Origin of the sequence: Thalassospira sp. UBA4513 (genome assembly GCF_002388495.1) — a bacterium.
Lineage (GTDB): Bacteria > Pseudomonadota > Alphaproteobacteria > Rhodospirillales > Thalassospiraceae > Thalassospira > Thalassospira tepidiphila.
Map to the genome: position 1 here is coordinate 103,230 of NZ_DGMR01000021.1, position 18,196 is coordinate 121,425.

The 18,196-nt window shown below is 55.5% G+C and carries 18 protein-coding genes and 1 tRNA gene; 9 read left to right on the top strand and 10 right to left on the bottom strand.

Annotation, left to right across the window (positions count from 1 at the left end):
• Positions 1-195 precede the first annotated feature (195 nt).
• The 4 genes from miaA to ilvC all read left to right on the top strand — a co-directional run bounded on the left by miaA (position 196) and on the right by ilvC (position 4,828).
• Positions 196-1,164 (top strand): tRNA (adenosine(37)-N6)-dimethylallyltransferase MiaA, encoded by a 969-nt coding sequence (gene miaA, locus B2T33_RS08365; protein ID WP_197145533.1) that lies wholly within the window; start codon positions 196-198, stop codon positions 1,162-1,164.
• A gap of 152 nt (positions 1,165-1,316) precedes the next feature.
• A complete protein-coding gene (locus B2T33_RS08370) occupies positions 1,317-3,080 on the top strand; it encodes an acetolactate synthase 3 large subunit (RefSeq protein ID WP_008891744.1) in 1,764 nt (587 codons plus the stop codon).
• Between the two features lie 102 nt (positions 3,081-3,182).
• Complete coding sequence (gene ilvN / locus B2T33_RS08375) at positions 3,183-3,692, top strand: acetolactate synthase small subunit (RefSeq protein ID WP_008891745.1); 510 nt, start codon at positions 3,183-3,185, stop codon at positions 3,690-3,692.
• Positions 3,693-3,808: 116 nt separating this feature from the next.
• Positions 3,809-4,828, top strand: a complete 1,020-nt coding sequence (gene ilvC / locus B2T33_RS08380; protein ID WP_008891746.1) for a ketol-acid reductoisomerase — start codon at positions 3,809-3,811, stop codon at positions 4,826-4,828.
• 78 nt (positions 4,829-4,906) lie between these two features.
• Here ilvC and B2T33_RS08385 read toward each other — a convergent pair whose 3' ends face one another.
• The gene (locus tag B2T33_RS08385) at positions 4,907-6,100 is read right to left on the bottom strand and encodes an MFS transporter (RefSeq protein ID WP_197145534.1); all 1,194 of its coding nucleotides are present in this window, start codon (positions 6,098-6,100) and stop codon (positions 4,907-4,909) included.
• 222 nt (positions 6,101-6,322) lie between these two features.
• Here B2T33_RS08385 and B2T33_RS08390 point away from each other — a divergent pair, with 222 nt between their 5' ends.
• On the top strand, positions 6,323-7,231 hold the full coding sequence (locus B2T33_RS08390) for a pseudouridine-5'-phosphate glycosidase (RefSeq protein ID WP_197145535.1): 909 nt from the start codon (positions 6,323-6,325) through the stop codon (positions 7,229-7,231).
• 65 nt (positions 7,232-7,296) lie between these two features.
• Here B2T33_RS08390 and B2T33_RS08395 read toward each other — a convergent pair whose 3' ends face one another.
• Positions 7,297-7,941 carry a pyridoxamine 5'-phosphate oxidase family protein gene (locus B2T33_RS08395; protein WP_197145536.1) on the bottom strand — a complete coding sequence of 215 codons (645 nt, stop codon included), beginning with the start codon at positions 7,939-7,941 and terminating at the stop codon, positions 7,297-7,299.
• Between the two features lie 88 nt (positions 7,942-8,029).
• Between B2T33_RS08395 and B2T33_RS08400 the strand changes: the two genes are divergently transcribed.
• A complete protein-coding gene (locus B2T33_RS08400) occupies positions 8,030-9,580 on the top strand; it encodes a PLP-dependent aminotransferase family protein (protein ID WP_286791670.1) in 1,551 nt (516 codons plus the stop codon).
• Positions 9,581-9,700: 120 nt separating this feature from the next.
• The gene (locus B2T33_RS08405) at positions 9,701-11,179 is read left to right on the top strand and encodes a cryptochrome/photolyase family protein (RefSeq protein ID WP_197145537.1); all 1,479 of its coding nucleotides are present in this window, start codon (positions 9,701-9,703) and stop codon (positions 11,177-11,179) included.
• An 11-nt stretch (positions 11,180-11,190) separates the two neighbouring features.
• Here B2T33_RS08405 and B2T33_RS08410 read toward each other — a convergent pair whose 3' ends face one another.
• Both B2T33_RS08410 and B2T33_RS08415 read right to left on the bottom strand, forming a co-directional pair.
• Positions 11,191-11,775 carry a hypothetical protein gene (locus tag B2T33_RS08410; RefSeq protein ID WP_197145538.1) on the bottom strand — a complete coding sequence of 195 codons (585 nt, stop codon included), beginning with the start codon at positions 11,773-11,775 and terminating at the stop codon, positions 11,191-11,193.
• Positions 11,772-13,319: a CYTH and CHAD domain-containing protein gene (locus B2T33_RS08415; protein ID WP_286791671.1), complete on the bottom strand. Its 1,548-nt coding sequence runs from the start codon at positions 13,317-13,319 to the stop codon at positions 11,772-11,774. The genes B2T33_RS08410 and B2T33_RS08415 overlap by 4 nt, the downstream gene beginning before the upstream one ends.
• Before the next feature lie 419 nt (positions 13,320-13,738).
• On the opposite strand from B2T33_RS08415, the gene B2T33_RS08420 reads away from it, so the two are divergent.
• Positions 13,739-14,194 (top strand): hypothetical protein, encoded by a 456-nt coding sequence (locus B2T33_RS08420; protein WP_286791672.1) that lies wholly within the window; start codon positions 13,739-13,741, stop codon positions 14,192-14,194.
• Between the two features lie 70 nt (positions 14,195-14,264).
• Here B2T33_RS08420 and B2T33_RS08425 read toward each other — a convergent pair.
• From B2T33_RS08425 to infA, 5 genes are all read right to left on the bottom strand, one after another.
• A tRNA-Phe gene (locus B2T33_RS08425) sits at positions 14,265-14,340 on the bottom strand.
• Positions 14,341-14,457: 117 nt separating this feature from the next.
• On the bottom strand, positions 14,458-14,658 hold the full coding sequence (locus tag B2T33_RS08430; RefSeq protein ID WP_008891756.1) for a DNA gyrase inhibitor YacG: 201 nt from the start codon (positions 14,656-14,658) through the stop codon (positions 14,458-14,460).
• A complete protein-coding gene (locus B2T33_RS08435) occupies positions 14,651-16,060 on the bottom strand; it encodes a ribonuclease E/G (RefSeq protein ID WP_197145541.1) in 1,410 nt (469 codons plus the stop codon). The genes B2T33_RS08430 and B2T33_RS08435 overlap by 8 nt, the downstream gene beginning before the upstream one ends.
• 2 nt (positions 16,061-16,062) lie before the next feature.
• A complete protein-coding gene (locus B2T33_RS08440) occupies positions 16,063-16,644 on the bottom strand; it encodes a Maf family protein (protein WP_197145542.1) in 582 nt (193 codons plus the stop codon).
• Between the two features lie 149 nt (positions 16,645-16,793).
• On the bottom strand, positions 16,794-17,012 hold the full coding sequence (gene infA / locus B2T33_RS08445) for a translation initiation factor IF-1 (RefSeq protein WP_007092059.1): 219 nt from the start codon (positions 17,010-17,012) through the stop codon (positions 16,794-16,796).
• A 254-nt stretch (positions 17,013-17,266) separates the two neighbouring features.
• Between infA and B2T33_RS08450 the strand changes: the two genes are divergently transcribed.
• The gene (locus B2T33_RS08450; protein WP_197145543.1) at positions 17,267-17,761 is read left to right on the top strand and encodes a GNAT family N-acetyltransferase; all 495 of its coding nucleotides are present in this window, start codon (positions 17,267-17,269) and stop codon (positions 17,759-17,761) included.
• A gap of 9 nt (positions 17,762-17,770) precedes the next feature.
• Here the strand turns inward: B2T33_RS08450 and B2T33_RS08455 are convergent.
• On the bottom strand, positions 17,771-18,196 hold a 426-nt coding region (locus B2T33_RS08455; RefSeq protein ID WP_286791673.1), incomplete at its 5' end, for an arsenate reductase ArsC.

Here is an 18,196-nt window from a genome sequence, read left to right on the forward strand (position 1 = left end):
TCCTTGGCGGGAAAGGCATAAAACATCGTTGTCGCCTTTATCCGAATTGCACCGGACTGTGGCAAGAGAACTTTCGCATCCCCGGTGGCCGGGACGCATTATTTGCCGTGAAATTGCGTCGTAAATTCCTATGCCTGTCGCGCCGAACCCAATAGACTGGCCGACCTTTGAACACGTTACCCTGAAGGCACCCTGATGTCGGCCATCCAAGCCAGCAGTTCTTTTGCCCCTGTCCTGATCGTCGCTGGCCCGACCGCCAGCGGCAAGTCGGCACTTGCCCTTGATCTGGCGGAGGCCTTTGACGGGGTGGTGATCAATGCGGATAGCATGCAGGTCTATAAGGAACTGCGTGTGCTGTCTGCGCGCCCCGATGACGGTGAAATCGCGCGTGCGCCGCATCGACTTTATGGGGTCCTTTCCGGACGAGAAGCCTGCTCGGCCGGAAAATGGCGTGAAATGGCAATGGCCGAGATTGCCGATTGTCATGCCAGTGGCAAACTTCCGATCATCACGGGGGGTACGGGCATGTATCTGAATGCCCTGACCGAGGGGATTGCGCCGATCCCCGATATCCCGGCGCGGATTCGCGATCAGGTCACAAACGAGCTTGAAGAACTTGGCCACGCGGCGTTTTTTGCCAAACTTCAGGCCGAAGACCCTGAAACCGCCGCCAACCTTGATGGCAGCAATACCCAGCGACTGATTCGCGCCGCCGAGGTTTTTGTCCATACCGAGCGCGGATTGGCAAGCTGGCACAAGGAACCGGTGATCACCCCGCCCGCGAACATGAAATTCAAGAAACTTTGTTACATGCCGCCGCGCGACATTCTGTATGACCGCTGCAACCGGCGTTTTGATCTGATGATTGAACAGGGCGCCATTGACGAGGTCAAAGGCCTGCTTGCCCTCGAATTGCCTGAAACAGCGCCGGTTATGAAGGCCGTAGGCGTGCGCGAGATCGCAGCTTACCTTGCCGGGGAGATTGATCTGGCCACCGCCAAAGAGAAATCACAGCGCGAAACCAGACGCTATGCAAAGCGGCAATTAACCTGGTTCAGGCATCAAATGTTAGCCAAGGAAATCATCGACGCGCAATATTCGGAAAGTTTGGCAGCAAAAATGCGTCATGATGTTAACCAATTTCTGTTGACCACGCCAAAGTGAGGCGATAGGTTGGCCCTTCCCCCGCCGAAATGGCGGAAAACCGCCGTTTAGGCGGATTTTTCAACTCCAATTCGAGGATAATTGGATCATGTTTCAATCACGCGGTTATCACGCGACACGTTGTTGTCGCTAAGTAAAGAGGCTCGAAAATCATGGCAGAACGTATTTTAAGCGGTTCGGAAGTAGTGTTGCAGGCCCTTGCTGATCAGGGTGTGGAAGTCGTGTTCGGCTATCCTGGCGGCGCTGTCCTACCGCTATATGACGAGATATTTAAACAGAACCGGATTCGTCACGTTCTCGTGCGCCATGAACAGGCTGCTGTCCACGCTGCTGAAGGTTACGCCCGCTCGACCGGCAAGGTCGGCGTTGTGCTGGTGACCTCGGGACCGGGTGCGACAAACGCCGTTACGGGCCTTACCGACGCGTTGATGGATTCCATTCCAGTTGTCTGCCTGACAGGTCAGGTCCCGACCCATCTGATCGGGAATGATGCCTTCCAGGAAGCCGACACCACCGGCATTACCCGCCCGTGCACCAAGCATAACTATCTGGTGAAAAATCCGGATCGTCTGGCGCGCACGATGCACGAAGCCTTCCACGTCGCGTCAAGCGGCCGTCCGGGCCCGGTCGTGATTGACCTGCCCAAGGACATTCTGGTTGGCAAGGCGCCGTATCTGGAGCCGGCACAGGTTCAGCACCGCACCTATAACCCGGTGGTCAAGGGCGAACGCAGCCAGATCGAAGAAGCCATGGAAATGCTGGCATCGGCGAAAAAGCCGATCCTGTATTGCGGCGGCGGGGTTATCAATTCCGGCATGCAGGCCTGCAAGCTTCTGACCGAGTTCACCCGCATGACCGGTGCGCCGATCACGCTGACCCTGATGGGTCTGGGGGCTTATCCGGCGTCAGACAAGCAGTATCTTGGCATGCTGGGCATGCACGGCACCTACGAAGCAAACATGTCGATGCATGATTGCGATGTCATGGTCGCCATCGGTGCGCGTTTCGATGACCGTGTCACCGGCAACCTTGATTTCTTTGCGCCGAACTCGCAGAAAATCCAGGTCGACATTGATCAAAGCTCGATCAACAAGAACGTTCCGGTCGATATCGGGATTGTTGGCGATGTTGGCCATGTTCTTGAAGACATGATCAAGATCTGGAAAGCCAAGCAGTACAAGATCGAAGCCAACGCACTTGATAGCTGGTGGAAAGAAATCGAAGGCTGGCGCAGCAAACACTGCCTGTCCTACAAACAGCCGACCGACGTTATCAAGCCGCAGCACGTTATCCGCCGTGTTCATGCGCTTACCCGTGATCGCAAGACCTATATCACCACCGATGTTGGCCAGCACCAGATGTGGGCCGCCCAGCATTTCGGGTTCGAACATCCGTATGAATGGATGACGTCCGGTGGTCTGGGCACCATGGGCTATGGCATGCCGGCTGCCCTTGGCGTTCAGGTCGCCCACCCGGATGCGACGGTTGTGTGCTTCACCGGTGATGCGTCGATCATGATGAATATTCAGGAATGCGCGACGATGACGCAGTATCGTCTGCCGATCAAAACCGTGATCCTGAACAACCGTTATATGGGCATGGTCCGTCAGTGGCAGCAGCTTCTGCACGGGTCGCGCTATTCCGAAAGTTATAGCGAAACCCTGCCCGACTTCGTCAAACTGTCCGAAGCCTTTGGCTTCACCGGCATGACCTGCAATAACCCGGCTGATCTTGATGATGCCATCAAGAAGATGCTGGAAATTGACGGTCCGGTGATTTTGGACGTCGCTGTCGATGACAAGGAAAACTGCTATCCGATGATTCCGTCGGGCAAGCCGCATAATGAAATGCTGCTTGGGCAGGAAACCAACGGCGACGAAGCCATTGATTCCGACGAAGGGATGGTTCTGGTCTGATCCGCACAAACAATCTGTGCGAATTGATCCCATCACATCAAAATGAAAAGGCCGGCGCGGGCGGCACGTTCTGCCCCGACCGAGCCCTAGCGGAGCGAAACCGTGAAAGAAACCGAAATTTCGAAACACACCATATCCGTTCTGGTGGATAACGAGTCCGGCGTTCTGGCCCGTGTCATCGGGCTGTTCTCCGGTCGTGGCTATAACATTGAAAGCCTGACCGTTGCCGAAGTCGACGCGGATGCCCACCAGTCGCGCATCACCGTGGTTACCTCGGGCACCCCGATGGTGATCGAACAGATCAAGGCACAGCTTTCGCGCCTTGTTCCGGTACACAAGGTCAGTGACCTGACCCTTGCCGGGCCAAGTGTCGAGCGCGAGCTGGCCCTGGTCAAAGTGATTGCAACGGGTGAAAAACGTGTGGAGTCCCTGCGCATTGCCGACATTTTCAAGGCACGCGCAGTGGATGCGACCAACAATTCCTTCGTGTATGAAATCATCGGCAGCCCAGAAAAAATCGACGCCTTCATCAAATTGATGGAGCCGCTTGGGCTTTCGGAAATTTCGCGTACCGGTGTGGCAGCGATTTCGCGCGGCACACTGACGATGTGAGTTTGCCCTGCCCGGTGATCCGCATCGGGTACGGCATTGGGGCCTGCCCCATAATAATTATTACCATCCGCCACGCATGAAAATCAGCGTGGTCCAACGTCCAGAGGTATCGAAAGATGCGTGTTTATTACGACCGCGATGCAGATGTTAATCTGATCAAATCCAAAAAAGTTGCCATCATTGGTTACGGTTCGCAGGGCCACGCCCATGCGCTGAACCTCCATGATTCCGGCGTTAAGGAAGTTGTTGTTGGTCTTCGTGAAGGCTCCAGCTCGCGCAAGAAAGCCGAAGCTGCCGGTCTGAAAACCATGACCCCGGCCGAAGCTGCTGCTTGGGCAGACGTTGTCATGATGCTGACCCCCGATGAGCATCAGGCTGCGATCTATGCTGATGAGCTGCGCGACAACCTGAAACAGGGTGCTGCTCTTCTGTTCGCACACGGTCTGAACGTGCATTTTGGCCTGATCGAGCCGCGCGCTGATCTTGACGTCATGATGATCGCACCGAAGGGTCCTGGCCACACGGTTCGTTCCGAATACAAGCGTGGCGGCGGTGTTCCGTGCCTCGTAGCTATTGAACAGAACGCATCTGGCAACGCGCTTGAAGTTGCTCTGTCCTATGCATCGGCAATCGGCGGCGGTCGTTCGGGCGTTATCGAAACCACCTTCCGTGAAGAGTGCGAAACCGACCTGTTCGGCGAACAGGCTGTTCTTTGCGGCGGCCTGACCCAGCTGATCAAATACGGCTTCGAAACCCTGACCGAAGCTGGCTATGCGCCGGAAATGGCATATTTCGAGTGCCTGCACGAAGTTAAGCTGATCGTTGACCTGATGTATGAAGGCGGTATGGCCAACATGCGTTACTCGATCTCCAACACCGCAGAATACGGCGACTATGTCACCGGCCCGCGCGTGATCGATCCGTCTGTCAAAGAACGCATGAAAGAAGTTCTTACCGACATTCAGGAAGGCAAGTTCGTCCGCGACTTCGTTCAGGAAATGCATTGTGGTCAGCCGATGTTCAAGGCAACCCGTCGTCTGCATGCTGAACATGAAATCGAAGAAGTTGGTACCAAACTGCGCGCGATGATGCCGTGGATTGCTGCAAACCAGCTCGTCGACAAAGAAAAGAACTAAGCACAGCTTAGATCCTTTTTTGCGCAAACGGCCGTCCTGATGGGGCGGCCGTTTTGCTTTGGGCATTTCGGGTTTGGCTTATCCGCCGTGTTTCATCTGTTTAACCGGAAAGCGCAATTCGGTTCCGGCCCAGATCACAACACACAGGACCGACACCCCGGCCCCAAGAACCACAACAGCAGGCCAGCCGCCCATGCCATAGGCGATGGCCGAACTGGCGGAGCCACAGGCACCCCCAAGGAAATAACTGGCCATATAGCCCGTGGTCAGACGGCTGCGGGCCTCGGGGTTAAGGCGATAAACCTCGCTTTGATTGGAAATATGCGCCCCCTGAATGCCCAGATCGATCAGCACCACGCCAAGTGCAAAGGCAATCAGTGACCATTGCCCCCAATACAGCAGTCCCCAGCTTGAGACGGTGGTCATCAGAAAAGCACCGGTGCTGAGCCGTGCCCAGCCCCTGTCGGCAAGCTTTCCGGCAATGCGGGCGGCCAGAATGCCGATTGCACCAATCAGGCCATAAAGCCCGATCACCGCTTCGGACATGCCATACTGGCGCACCAGCATGAAGGCCATCGAGGTCCAGAAAATCCCGAACACGGCATATTGCAGCCCGCCAATCAGGCTGCGGCGGCGCAAGACCGGTTCATCGCGAAAAAGATGCAGGATCGAAAGATACAGCGTGCGGTAACTGGTGTGTGATGTCGGCGGGATATGCGGAATAATCCGGTAACAGGCCACCGCATAAATCGCCATCAGGACAGAGGCGGCGATAAACACCGACCGCCATCCGGCAAGCTCCGCCATGATGCCCGAAAATGTCCGGGCCAGAAGAATGCCCAGCAAAAGGCCACTCATCACCGCCCCCACCGCAGACCCGCGTTTATCATCCGTCGCCAGGTGGGCGGCCAGTGGCACAAGGATTTGCGCGGTCACACACGTGATCCCGACCGAAATACTAAACACCACCAGCATCAAAAAGGACGGTGCCAGCCCCATCGCCAGCAACCCGACCGCGGTCAGGGCCGAGGTCACGGTCAGTAATTTGCGCCGTTCATGATGATCACCCAGTGGCACCACGGCAATCAACCCGGTCAGATAGCCAAGCTGCGCCACGGTTACCAGAAAACCGGCACTGGTTTCACTCAGCCCATATTCACGGGCAAGCAGTTCCAGCAATGGCTGAACATAATAAAGACTGGCAACGGACAGACCGCTTCCGACCGCCATAAAGATCAGGAGGCCGGTGGTCAGGGTGGGCTTGGAATGCATTCTCAGATGGGCCTTGAACGGGTTGGTGGTGGGTTTACGATAGCCGCCAAATCAGCGACTTACAATGCAGTGCCTGACACAGGTGCCGTGCCGACGCGGCATCGGTTGCCCCCGCAACGCACAGCAGCCATTCGCAAAACACCCTGCTTTGCGCTGGATTTCAAAGGCCGATCTGTTTAATTCTGGCCTTTAAAACTTTAAACCAGATATGAGCATATCGGAATGTCGGACTATATTGATATCGCCCCCGAGGTCGCAGGGGCCTTTGCCGCAGGCAAGCCTGTTGTTGCCCTTGAATCAACCATCATTTCCCATGGCATGCCCTATCCGCAGAACCTTGAAACCGCGCGTGCGGTTGAACAGGATGTGCGCGATAACGGTGCGATCCCGGCCACCATCGCCGTGATTGGCGGTCGTTGCAAGATCGGCCTGTCGCCCGACGAACTGGAATATTTCGCCAAGGGGACCGACATCCTCAAACTGTCGCGCCGTGACATCCCCTATTGCCTTGCCAAGAAACGTGATGGTGCCACCACCGTATCGGCAACCATGATCCTGGCTGAAAAGGCCGGTATTCGCGTTTTTGCCACGGGCGGTATTGGCGGTGTGCATCGCGACCTTGCGGGTAACTTCGATGTGTCGGCCGATCTGACCGAGCTTGGCAAAACCGGTGTTGCGGTTGTCTGTGCCGGGGCAAAGGCGATCCTTGATATTCCCAAAACGCTCGAACATCTTGAAACGCTTGGCGTGCCGGTTATTGCCTATGGCACTGATGAATTTCCGGCATTCTATTCGGTTGAAAGCGGTCAAAAAGCGCCGCTGCGCCTTGACACCCCCGAAGAACTTGCCGCTTTCCTTAATTCGAAATGGGAATTCGGCCTCGAAGGTGGCGCCGTTATTGGCAACCCGCCAGAAGCCGACAAGGCACTGGCGCGCGAAGCAATCGAAGGGGCAATTGAAGATGCCCTGATCGAGGCCAAGGAAAAAGGCATTCAGGGGCGCGATGTGACCCCGTTCCTTCTGGCCCGCGTCACCGAGTTGACCAAGGGCAAAAGCCTTGAAGCCAACATAGCCCTTGTGCGCAACAATGCGCGCCTGGGTGCGAAAATTGCCGCTGCCATGGTCGACTGATTGGCGCTGACCATCCTTAAAGACCAAAAGAAACAGGCTGGCAGATTTGCCAGCCTGTTTTGCGTTTACCTGCGCTGATAGCCTTTGCCCTCGAACCCGGGCTTGATGCGCGCATCATCCACCGGTGCGCCCCACGTCGTTGTGCAGGGCAGGACACCGGCCCAGACGGACCAGTCATAGTCTTCATCATCATCGACCGGATCGCCGGCACGGACCTTTGCCGAAACCTGGTCCAGATCAAAGCCCAAGAACATGGTTGCCTTGAGTTCCTGTTTGTTGGGATGACGGATGTGTTCCCACCTGCCCGGTTCCAGTTTTTCGGTAAACAGCCGGGAATGTTCCATCTTTTCGGCGTCTTCACTCACCACCGTTCCTTTGCCATAAATGACGACGGAACGGTAATTGGCTGAATGGTGAAACGCCGAACGCGCCATCACCAGACCATCCAGATGCGTGATGCACAGACAGGCTTCTGCCCCATCTGCGATTGCGGCCAGAATGCGGTTCTTTGACGCGCCATGGATATAGATCCGCTCCCCCACCCGCCAGTGGGCGGTCGGGATCATGGCGGGGCGCCCATTGACCACGGTTCCGACATGGCAAATCAGGGCATCATCAATAATGCCATGCACCTGATCGCGGTCATAACTGGCGCGATTAGGCCCCCGGACAACTTTGGTGTGGGGATGGATTTCGTATTGATCAGACATGGCGGGACCTCTTCGTCAAAAATCAGGCGTCGAATTTGGCCCGATCATGGATCAAATTGGACTTTTCAAAAGGTCCATTATAATAAAAGTGACAGAACCAATTTTCACCGGGGTCGCGATGGTGCGCAGTGATTACAGCTGGATTTATCCAAGCCAGTCGGACAATACCGCCGATGATGGCGGCACCACCACCTATCGCCGCCTGTATCACGGGATCAGATCCGCCATTCTGGATGGCCGGTTGCATCCGGGCGAACGCCTTCCGGCCAGTCGGGATTTGGCCAAATCACTTGGTATTTCGCGCAACACGGTGGTGACCAGTTTCGATCTGCTAACCTCGGAAGGCTATCTTGAAACCCGTGTCGGTGCCGGAAGCTTTGTCGCCAGCACCCTGCCTGACCGGGATATGCAAACGGGCGACCAAGGCCCGGATAAAAAATCCCAGACGGCAAATGACCGCCCCATAAGGCTTAGTCAAAGTGCCACGCGCATGCTGACCTATCAGCGACGCTTTCCGCGCTTTCGCATTGCCCGTCCGTTTAACCCGGCAACACCCGATCTTGATGGTTTTCCGTTCGATCTTTGGGCCCGGTTGTTGCGCCGGTCCTGGCGGGCGCCGGATATTGATCTGACCATCCCCGATGATCCGCTTGGATTGCCGCTGCTGCGTTCTGAAATTGCCAAATGGTTGCGGCAATCACGCGGGGTGAATTGCAATGCCGATCAGGTGATGATCGTTTCGGGCGCGCAGCAGGCGCTTGACCTTGCCGCACGCGCCCTTGTCGATCCCGGCGACATTATCGCCACAGAGGACCCGGGCTATGAAGGCATTCGGGGCGTTCTGGCGGCAAGTGGTGCTGTGGTTCAACCGATTACGGTTGATGAGGATGGGCTCGACATCGAAGGCCTTGCCCGAACGCCTTCCCCGGCCAGAATAGTGGTCACCACGCCATCACGGAACTATCCGTTGGGTACAACGCTTTCGCTTGCCCGGCGCCTCGCCCTTTTGCAATGGGCGCAGGATAATGATGCCTGGATTGTCGAAGATGACTATGACAGCGAGTATCGCTATGACGGGCCACCACTTTCTTCGCTGCAGGGCTTGGATACCGACAACCGCGTGATCTATGTCGGCACGTTTTCGCGCGTACTGTTCCCAGGCATCCGGCTTGGTTACCTTGTGTTGCCTCCCGCACTGGTTCCGGCCTTTCGCGGCATTCGCGGTTTTGCCGATGGCGTCCCGGCACCGACGACACAGGCCGCCCTTGGCGCCTTTTTTGCCGAGGGGCATTTTGGCAGTCACGTGCGCAAGATGCGCCTGCGCTATGGCGAACGACGTTCGCACCTTCAAAACCTGATCACGGCGGATGCATCCGATATCCTGTCGGTGATGCCTTCGGACGGGGGATTGCATCTTTGTGCCCGTTTGATCGGCGATCAGGACGACATAGAAATGCAGGAAGCCTTGGTAAAGGCGGACCTTGATTGTCGTGCATTGTCTTCGTATTTCCACGATCCCCGGTCAAAAAGTGGGCCCGAACCCGTGCGCGGTCTTGTGCTTGGTTTCGCCGGATGGAAAAAAGATGTGCTTTCGGAAAGTTTCAGTGAACTGGTCAGAACCATCAGACGTAAGTCTTGATGTACCCCGAGCCAGAGAGAGCGGCACGACTTCCCTCTAGATGCTGTCACAGTCGTGACGCTCTCTCCCCTCCGGCTTAAAATCCCCCCCCGAAATGCGCCAAAAAACACAGGAAGACAGATGACCGAACGCCCGATCGCCGTGATGTGGTTTCGAAACGACCTGCGACTGGCGGACAATCCGGCCCTTTTGGCAGCCATCAAATGGGCCAAGGAAAATGACGGTGCTGTCCTTCCAGTTTTTATTCTGGACGACGTCATTTCAGATCAGTTGGGTGGCGCGGCGAAATGGTGGCTGGAAAAAAGCCTGACGGCGCTGAACCGCGATATCGCCGATCTTGGCGACACAAAGTCTGATCGCGCCCTTCGCCTGTTTAAAGGGAATGCAAAAGCCGTTCTCGAAACCCTTGCCGATGACAAACCGGTTAAGGCGGTGTTTTGGAACCGGCTTTATGACAAGCCATCGACCAAGCGCGATACAGATATCAAGGCAGCCCTTCAGGACCACGGCCTGAGCTGCGAAAGCCACAAGGCCAATCTTTTGTTTGAACCGTGGGAAGTCAAAACCGGATCAGGCACCGATTTCAAGGTCTATAGCCCGTTCTGGCGGGCGTGCCAGAAGCTCCCCACCCCGCGCGAACCCCATTCTGCCCCGAACAACATTGCGCTGTTCAAAGGTGAAGTTGATGGACAAATCAACATCACCGACTTTGACCTTTCGCCAAAGCCGGTGAATTGGGCCGGTGGCCTTGAGGAGCGTTTTACTCCCGGCGAACAGGGCGCGAAAGACCAGCTGTTTGACTTCATCGATGACCGTCTTACCGATTATGCTGATCTGCGCGATCGCCCGGACCGCCGGGTAACGTCGGAACTCTCGCCGCATTTGCGCTTTGGTGAAATCAGCCCTTATCAGGTCTGGCATGCCGCCAATCACTATGCCGATGCCAATCCCGGCAAGGGCAAGACCGCCTCGAAATTCATCGCCGAACTTGGCTGGCGGGAATTCGCCCATCACATCCTGTATCATGCAGCCGATCTGCGTTCTGTGCCTCTTCAGGGCCAGTTCAAGCATTTCCCCTGGTCAGATGACGCAAATGGCCTTCGCGCCTGGCAAAAGGGTGAAACCGGTTTTCCGATTGTCGATGCCGGCATGCGCGAACTTTGGCATACCGGCTATATGCATAACCGGGTTCGGATGATTGTGGGTTCGATTCTGGTAAAGCACCTTTTGATCCATTGGCGCGATGGTCTGGCGTGGTTTGACGACACGCTTGTCGACGCCTGCCCGGCCAACAATCCGTTTTCATGGCAATGGATCGGCGGATGCGGGGCAGATGCCGCGCCCTATTTCCGCATTTTCAACCCGGTGCTTCAGGGCGAAAAGTTTGATCCGAAGGGCGACTATGTCCGTCAATGGGTCCCGGAACTGCGAGACATGCCCGAACAATATATCCACAAACCGTGGGAAGCCTCCCCGCTCATCCTCAAGGCCGCTGACGTAACTTTGGGAAAAACCTACCCCGAGCCCTTAATTGGGCTGAAAGAAGGCCGTGAGCGGGCTCTAAGCGCCTATCAGGATATGAAACAGGCTGCTGCGTAAGCATGCTCCGATCACGGTTCCATTTTTAGATACCAGATCAGGTTTTCAACGCTGTTTGGCTTTAACGGGCCGTCGGAGCATATCGCAGTATCAATCAACGTGTCGAAACCTTGATACCCATCAAGGTCTAATAGAGCCAAGCCAAAGGAGCAGCGCTGGTGGTTTACACCGTCGCCAAAGGCAACCATTCCTTCGGCACCATTTGGATGAGAAACTTTCTTCACAAGCTTTTTATGCTTAATCAGAACTGCAGTATTTCTTTCAAAGTTCTTCCTTGAAACAGCAAGGCGTTCCGCCCCTGCTGGAATACCTGCATCCCAGAACCCGATACGGACATACCCCCATCCATTATCCAGTATCCATTTTTGGGCAAACTCGGCGTCCTTATAGATGCCTGTGCGTTCAATTTCGCTCACAGACGTCACTGTTCTGCCGGATGCCTCTGCAATATTCAACTGCGTGGCCCGACTTACAATCTGATCGTCAGGAGCCACAGGCGCTTCAAACGTAAAGAATAATGCCAGTATCGGGCGGATAACCAACCGAAACACATTCTCGAAGAATTCCCAATCAAGGAATAATCCGGGAAACCTCATTTCCAAAATATCTTCTGATCAATGAAATCGTGCATGGCGTCTTCGATCCCCTCAAGACGATGATCGGCGCGCGCCCCGAACCAGCCCGATATCAGACCGACCGCAATCATCCCGTCTTTTGAAAGCTGTGGTGCGAGTGCCATCAAACGGGCCTCGGCAACAGCCGCATCCTGAAGCTGGCCGAGGATTTCCTGCATCGTCGTCAGTTTGCTGCGGAACTTTTTGACCTTTTTCGACCCGTAAATGGCCCCGAAGAACTCCGTCCCATAGCGCATCTGCTTCACATCAAGACGAAGCGCATGAAGTTGCGGCGTCGTCAGACCCGCAACATGATCACCGCGTTTGGTGACCCGTTTATAGGCCTGCTCCAAAAGCGGTTCGGCCATTTCCGACACGGGTGCTGCCATCGCCTTCATTTGCTCGGCACTGGCACCTGATGCCCAGCGCGAATAGCTTGCCCATGCGCCAAGCAGCAAAAGCAACTGTCCATATTCCGGTTGATCGAGCATATGCCGTGCGTTTGCAAGGGCGGCTTCGCGTTGCTTTTCAGCGGCCTTGCGCAGCTCGGCCCCCCCCGCATGATCGGGGAAGCGTTCCTCGATCATCGGCAGTGTTTCGGTCAGGAACACATCCCAATCGCGCAGGCCATCAAGCCCCTTGCTGCACAGTTTCAACAACCGGCGGAGCAACACGGCCTCGCCCGCAGGCAGGTTTTTCTTAAACAGGTTCAGGGCCACGCGCAGGCGGCGCATGCCAACCCGCATCTGATGGCACCCTTCGATATCAAGGTCCTGACGCACGCAGACCTCGTTGCTGAGGATCATGCGAAGCCCTTGCGCGATCACGGCACGAAACGCGGTTTCCGCCGACATATCCGGGGTCAGTTGTACCGCCGCCGCCCGATATGCACCCGGCCCATTGCCAAGATACAGGTCACGTCCGCGCGATGCCTTGGACCGCATGCTCAGCAACAGCGGCACGGTACGTTGCAGCTCAAGTGCAAGGTCAAACAGGGCTGCCGGATGGCCTTCCTTGAGCTCGAACTCGACCTCGGAGATCGGCACTTCCTTCTCGCCAGATCGGACAACACCCTGATCAATGGCGAGTTCAATCACCGCATCGCGATAGGTCAGATCCACCGCCCCGCGCTTAAGGTCGCTTTCGAAAATGCGGTCGATCTTCTTTTTCTTCACAAACTTCTTAAGAAGCTTTTTGACGTCCTTGTCTGTAAACCGGTCAAGATCAAGAACACCTTCTTCAAGCTCGACCGTCCATTCATTACGCTCGGGCAAGGCTTCACGCAGGCCGTTGGTCGCCTTGATGGTCTGCTCCCAACCATTCGCGCCCTTTTTGCGCAGACGGACCGCCAGGCCCTTTTCAGCCAGCGAGAGTTTCGGCGTGTCGTGATAGATGGAGACAAGGTGCGTGGTCACCAGACGACGACCTTCCTTGACCTCGCGCAGGACCGGCGCGTTTTTAAGACGCGCGACATGTTTCGGATCGATGCGAAGTTTAAGTTCGATCTCGATCTGCTTCTCGGCCATCTGGTTCCCCTAAGCGAGTTATTGTCACAGCGCGACGTCGCGCTGTTCCGCCACCAAGTAGTAACCAATTTTATGTTTCAGCGGGTTGAAACAAGAAGCGGGAATGATGGTAGCGGAATGTAAGATTTTCGCAACAAAAGGCAGAAACGCCCCCAAAATCAAGCCTTAAAAGACCGATCAGCATTTTGCACAACCCTCTGTTTTCATTTGAAAACAAATAGGGGCAATCAGGTTCATTTGATACAGATTGCTTGCACATACCTTGCGCATTCACCCCTGACACAGGCCCCATCAAGTCGTTGATGCAAGGGCGATTCTGAATGGTTGCACCGTCATATATTGATAACAGTTTCGCACCGTTTGCGAATTGCGTTTTGTCAGTTACAGTCTGTTCAAATTCAATCTGCCAGAGGGCGAAGATGCTTAGCCGTAACCACACTTTCAAGACCGCCCTGATCATGGGGATTGCCATGCTGATCAGCGGCTGCAAAACAACAACCACCACAACCGCCCCTGAAATCAGCTATGACGCTTGGCAGGCCAAACAATCTGCATCGACCGTGCCCTACAGCACCAACACCATGGTCAAAATCAATCTGAACTGGTCGCGCATCGGGCCGTTTTCGCGCTATGACACCTGGGTTCGGGCCAATGCCTTTGGCGGAATGTTTGATGTTTATGGCGCGCAGACCTGCCTTGGCAAATTTGTCCGCGATGATCGACTGGCCCCCGCCCATGGCTGGTGGGAACTGATCTGCCACGATGACAGCTACGCTGCTGGGAAATTCCAGCTGAGCCAACAGGGAAACATTCTGGGCATCGGCAATGCGATCAATGGGGAAAAGGTCGGGTTTGACCTGCCGATCCCGAATTAAATCGACCGGTAGATGAGCTGAAAAACAAAAAACCCGGCCAGAAGGCCGGGCTTTTTTGGCTACCGAAAGATGGTGCCCAGGGGCGGACTCGAACCACCGACACGCGGATTTTCAGTCCACTGCTCTACCAACTGAGCTACCTGGGCAAATCCGACTTTCGTCTCCGTTTCCGGAGTGTTCCCTGCGGAACGAGCGGGGTTATACAAACTCCTTTGGGGCTTGTCCAGCCTCAAATCGCATTTTTTTTGCGATCACGCGTCGGATTAAAATTCTTCTTCATCTTCAAGGTCTTCGAGATACTCGGGTGGCTCGGCGGCGGGGATGGCATAGCTTTCATTCATCCATTTGCCAAGGTCGAGATCCGCACAGCGTTTGGAGCAAAACGGCGTGTATTTTTCATCAGCCGGTTTGCCGCAAACCACGCAGTCGGAGCTGGCTGTTTTCGTTATCTTTTTTTCATTCATGGTGGTTTTTCTCCAACCGATAGGCATCGTCTTCAAGTGTCGGGTCCGCGACAATTTGCGGCGCACCCCCAAATGCATTTGTCAGGATCTGGATCGCATCGGCCTGATCCGCAAGTGCCTTCGCCACACCGGGGTTTACAGACAGATTTACCATCCCGGTCACCCCGTTTCGGCTTTCGGCAACAACGGCGCGCACAACGGCATTCAGCGCAGCATCTCGCAAAAGAGGGGTGTGTTCCTGTTTGGCAAACAAGGTGGCACGAAGCGATTCGCCCGCACGTTGTCGACTGAATTCATAAAGCCCCAATCGCGTGAAGCCACCGATCTGAACCGCACCGTCAAGCTCGCTGCCAAAGGCATCACGGATTGCGGCATCAAACTTGTCGCGCCCTGCCCGTGATTTCATGCGAAGCGGATCAATCACCACAAGACCACCGATGTTGCGCAGTCGGATTTGATGCACGATTTCGGCTGCGGCCCGAAGGTTGACCTCGACCGCACGGGTTTCGCTATCACGCCCGGCATCTGCCCCGGCGGCATTGACGTCAATGGCACAAAGCGCGGTTGCCGGGTCAATCGCAATCCAGCCCCCACCCTGCAACTCGACACGCGGCGCCAAGGCAGCAGCAATTTCGTCTTCGATATCCTGATCATTGAATAACAGTCGGCTGCCCGCATGGCGCGCAAGATTGTCATCCGACTTGCCAAGCATCGTCAGCAATCCACGCAACCGCACGAATTCGTTTGTGCCATCGACAACGCATTGCCCACCCGCCATCAGATGCCGTTCGATCACCTGATCGGTTTCTGATTGTGCCTCGCTGACCAGTTGCGGCTTCGATGCCTCGGACAGGGCCTTTTCGGCCTTTTGCAATTGCGATTTCAGAAGTTTGTATTCGGCAGTGATGGCATCACGCGTCCAGTCGAGTGCCACGGAACGCAGCATGATCCCGTCCTGTCCGGCCTGAAGAGAGCTTAGCAATTCATGAAGTTCGGTGCGCCGATCGCCATCCTTAAGCTTGCGCGGCAACTCGATATGGTTGGCCCCCGGTCGAAGGATCATGCCGACTCCTTCAATCGCGATCCGCCCGGTAAGCTTGACCCCCTTGTCGTCAAAACCAAGGCGGGAGATCTGCACCAGAACCCACTGCCCTTCATGCAGCGGGCCGTTATAGCGATCAAACGGCAAAAGCCCGTCAGGCAGCCCGTCAAGCGCAACCATGGCGGCGGCCATTTCAGGCATCATTTTGGAAATACGGCCAAGATGGATATCAAATCTTGCGGGACCGCCACGATCAATCCACAGACGCGTCAGGCGGTCATTTTCGATCAGAGCCACCCTGCGCTCAAGCGCAACGGCATCAATCAGCAGGCGGGAGTTATGGATGCCGCCAACTGCCATGATCAAACCTCTTTGGGGTGATAGCCAAGGCCGCGCAAAAGACCGTCCACCTCGCACAGCGACAGCCCGACAACGTTGGAGTACGATCCCGAGATCGCCTTCACAAAGGTCGCGGCAAAGCCCTGAATGGCGTATGCTCCCGCCTTGCCCTGCCACTCGTCATGGGAAAGATAACGTTTCAGGTCATCAGAACCAAGGGTTCGGAATTTTACCTGTGTCTCGATCACGCGCGATCGTTCAGTTCCGTCCGGGGCGATCACGCACATCCCCCCGTAAACACGGTGGCGACGCCCGGACAGGAGTTCAAGGAACTTGCGTGCCTCTGCCGCGTCTTCGGCCTTGCCCAGCGCACGCCGGCCACACGCAACAACAGTATCCGCGGCAAGCACAAAGGCCCCGCCGTTGGATTTGGCAACAAAACGTGCCTTTTCCTCGGCAAGACGCAGCGCCAGCCGACGCGGACTTTCATCGCGCATGGGTGTTTCATCGATATCTGCGGGAACGACCTGATCTGGCACAATTCCGATCTGCGCAAGCAGCTCAAGACGGCGCGGCGATGCAGATGCCAATATCAGTTTCGACAAGATGTGGCTCCCGGATATCCGTCCCAGACCATTCCGACCAAAAATGTGATAAATACTCACATTTCGATGCAGGCAACAAAATGCGCCCTGACGGCAAGGGTAAACGCCCCGCCAGACAAGGTCAATTTGCGCTTGGTCGTGGTTTCAGATTACTTGAAACGGAAGGTAATACGACCTTTGGTCAGGTCATAAGGGGTCATTTCGACGCTGACACGGTCACCTGCGAGAACGCGGATACGGTTCTTGCGCATTTTGCCCGAGGTGTGAGCAAGGATTTCGTGGTCATTGTCCAGCTTCACGCGAAACATCGCATTGGGCAGAAGTTCAACGACAGTGCCCTGAAACTCGATAACGTCTTCTTTAGCCATGTGACTCCTAGCTTTCGTATTGCAATATCAAAATACCGGTGGGCGGCAAACTGCTCTGAACCGGGCAAAAGGTCAAGTCCTTTCACGTGTCAGGCGTGGCGTTACAGCACTGCGTTAAACGAATGGCGAAGTCTCTGTACTGCCAAATCGTGCGGAATAAGGATTGCGCGAAAAGAACCGGGTGAGCCCTTTTCGAATGCCGGTATGCGCCCTAAGATGCCGCTATCTTTCCGGCCTTTCATGAAAGTCCCCGCATGACCAATCCTCATACCATTGAAATACGCCTTGCAGAACGTGATGACGCACCGGCACTCCATGCCATGATTTGCGAAATCGGCCAGGCAACGGGATGTGCGGATAAAATTGCAAGCACGCCCGAAGATCTGGCGCGGGATGGCTTTGGCAAGGACCGTGCGTTTGACGCGCTGATTGCGATTGCCGATGACACGCCGGTGGCCATGTGCCTGTTTTTCCCAAGCTATTCAACATTTCGAGGACGGCCCGGGCTTTATATTCAGGATCTTTATGTCGCGCCAGGCCATCGTGGTGGCGGCTTTGCCAAACGTCTGGTGGCTGCGGTCGCCAAACATGCCCGTGTAAACGGCAAATCCTATATCCGGTTGTCGGTCGATGCGGAAAACATGATCGGCCAGCGGTTTTACGAAAAGCTTGGCATGCGCCATGCCGAGGATGAGAAGATCTATGTGCTTGATGGCGCTGCGTTCGAAGCCCTCAGCAACGCGGACTAAACCACGCGATCACATGGTGGGCGCAGGGCCGACCGGGAAGCGATCAAGGATGCGTTTCTTGATCTGGTCGCGCACCTGTCGGTAAGCCTCGAGGCGAATTTCGCGCGACCCTTCGACGATTGTCGCATCAAAGGTATTCCAGAATTCCACGTCACAGGCCATGGTGCGGGTCATTTCGACCGCGCGGTGCTGGGCCTCGGGTGACATCGTGATGATCAGATCAAAGAAGCCGTCTTCAAGCTGATCAAAGGTTTTGGAATTGTATGAGGAAATATCAAGGCCGATTTCCTCCATCACCGCGACGGCAAAGCCATCAAGCTCACCGGCACGCACTCCGCAACTTTCAACATAGATGCGGGTTCCGTGATAGTGACGCATCAAGGCAGCAGCCATCACCGAACGCACGGCATTATAGCTGCAGGCAAAAAGAACCGA

Bases quoted from the DNA above. Each gene is read 5' to 3' on its own strand.
- miaA (WP_197145533.1), top strand. From the start codon at position 196: ATGTCGGCCATCCAAGCCAGCAGTTCTTTTGCCCCTGTCCTGATCGTC.
- B2T33_RS08370 (WP_008891744.1), top strand. From the start codon at position 1,317: ATGGCAGAACGTATTTTAAGCGGTTCGGAAGTAGTGTTGCAGGCCCTT.
- ilvC (WP_008891746.1), top strand. From the start codon at position 3,809: ATGCGTGTTTATTACGACCGCGATGCAGATGTTAATCTGATCAAATCC.
- B2T33_RS08385 (WP_197145534.1), bottom strand. From the start codon at position 6,100: ATGCATTCCAAGCCCACCCTGACCACCGGCCTCCTGATCTTTATGGCG.
- B2T33_RS08390 (WP_197145535.1), top strand. From the start codon at position 6,323: ATGTCGGACTATATTGATATCGCCCCCGAGGTCGCAGGGGCCTTTGCC.
- B2T33_RS08395 (WP_197145536.1), bottom strand. From the start codon at position 7,941: ATGTCTGATCAATACGAAATCCATCCCCACACCAAAGTTGTCCGGGGG.
- B2T33_RS08405 (WP_197145537.1), top strand. From the start codon at position 9,701: ATGACCGAACGCCCGATCGCCGTGATGTGGTTTCGAAACGACCTGCGA.
- B2T33_RS08410 (WP_197145538.1), bottom strand. From the start codon at position 11,775: ATGAGGTTTCCCGGATTATTCCTTGATTGGGAATTCTTCGAGAATGTG.
- B2T33_RS08415 (WP_286791671.1), bottom strand. From the start codon at position 13,319: ATGGCCGAGAAGCAGATCGAGATCGAACTTAAACTTCGCATCGATCCG.
- B2T33_RS08420 (WP_286791672.1), top strand. From the start codon at position 13,739: ATGCTTAGCCGTAACCACACTTTCAAGACCGCCCTGATCATGGGGATT.
- B2T33_RS08430 (WP_008891756.1), bottom strand. From the start codon at position 14,658: ATGAATGAAAAAAAGATAACGAAAACAGCCAGCTCCGACTGCGTGGTT.
- B2T33_RS08435 (WP_197145541.1), bottom strand. From the start codon at position 16,060: ATGGCAGTTGGCGGCATCCATAACTCCCGCCTGCTGATTGATGCCGTT.
- infA (WP_007092059.1), bottom strand. From the start codon at position 17,012: ATGGCTAAAGAAGACGTTATCGAGTTTCAGGGCACTGTCGTTGAACTT.
- B2T33_RS08450 (WP_197145543.1), top strand. From the start codon at position 17,267: ATGACCAATCCTCATACCATTGAAATACGCCTTGCAGAACGTGATGAC.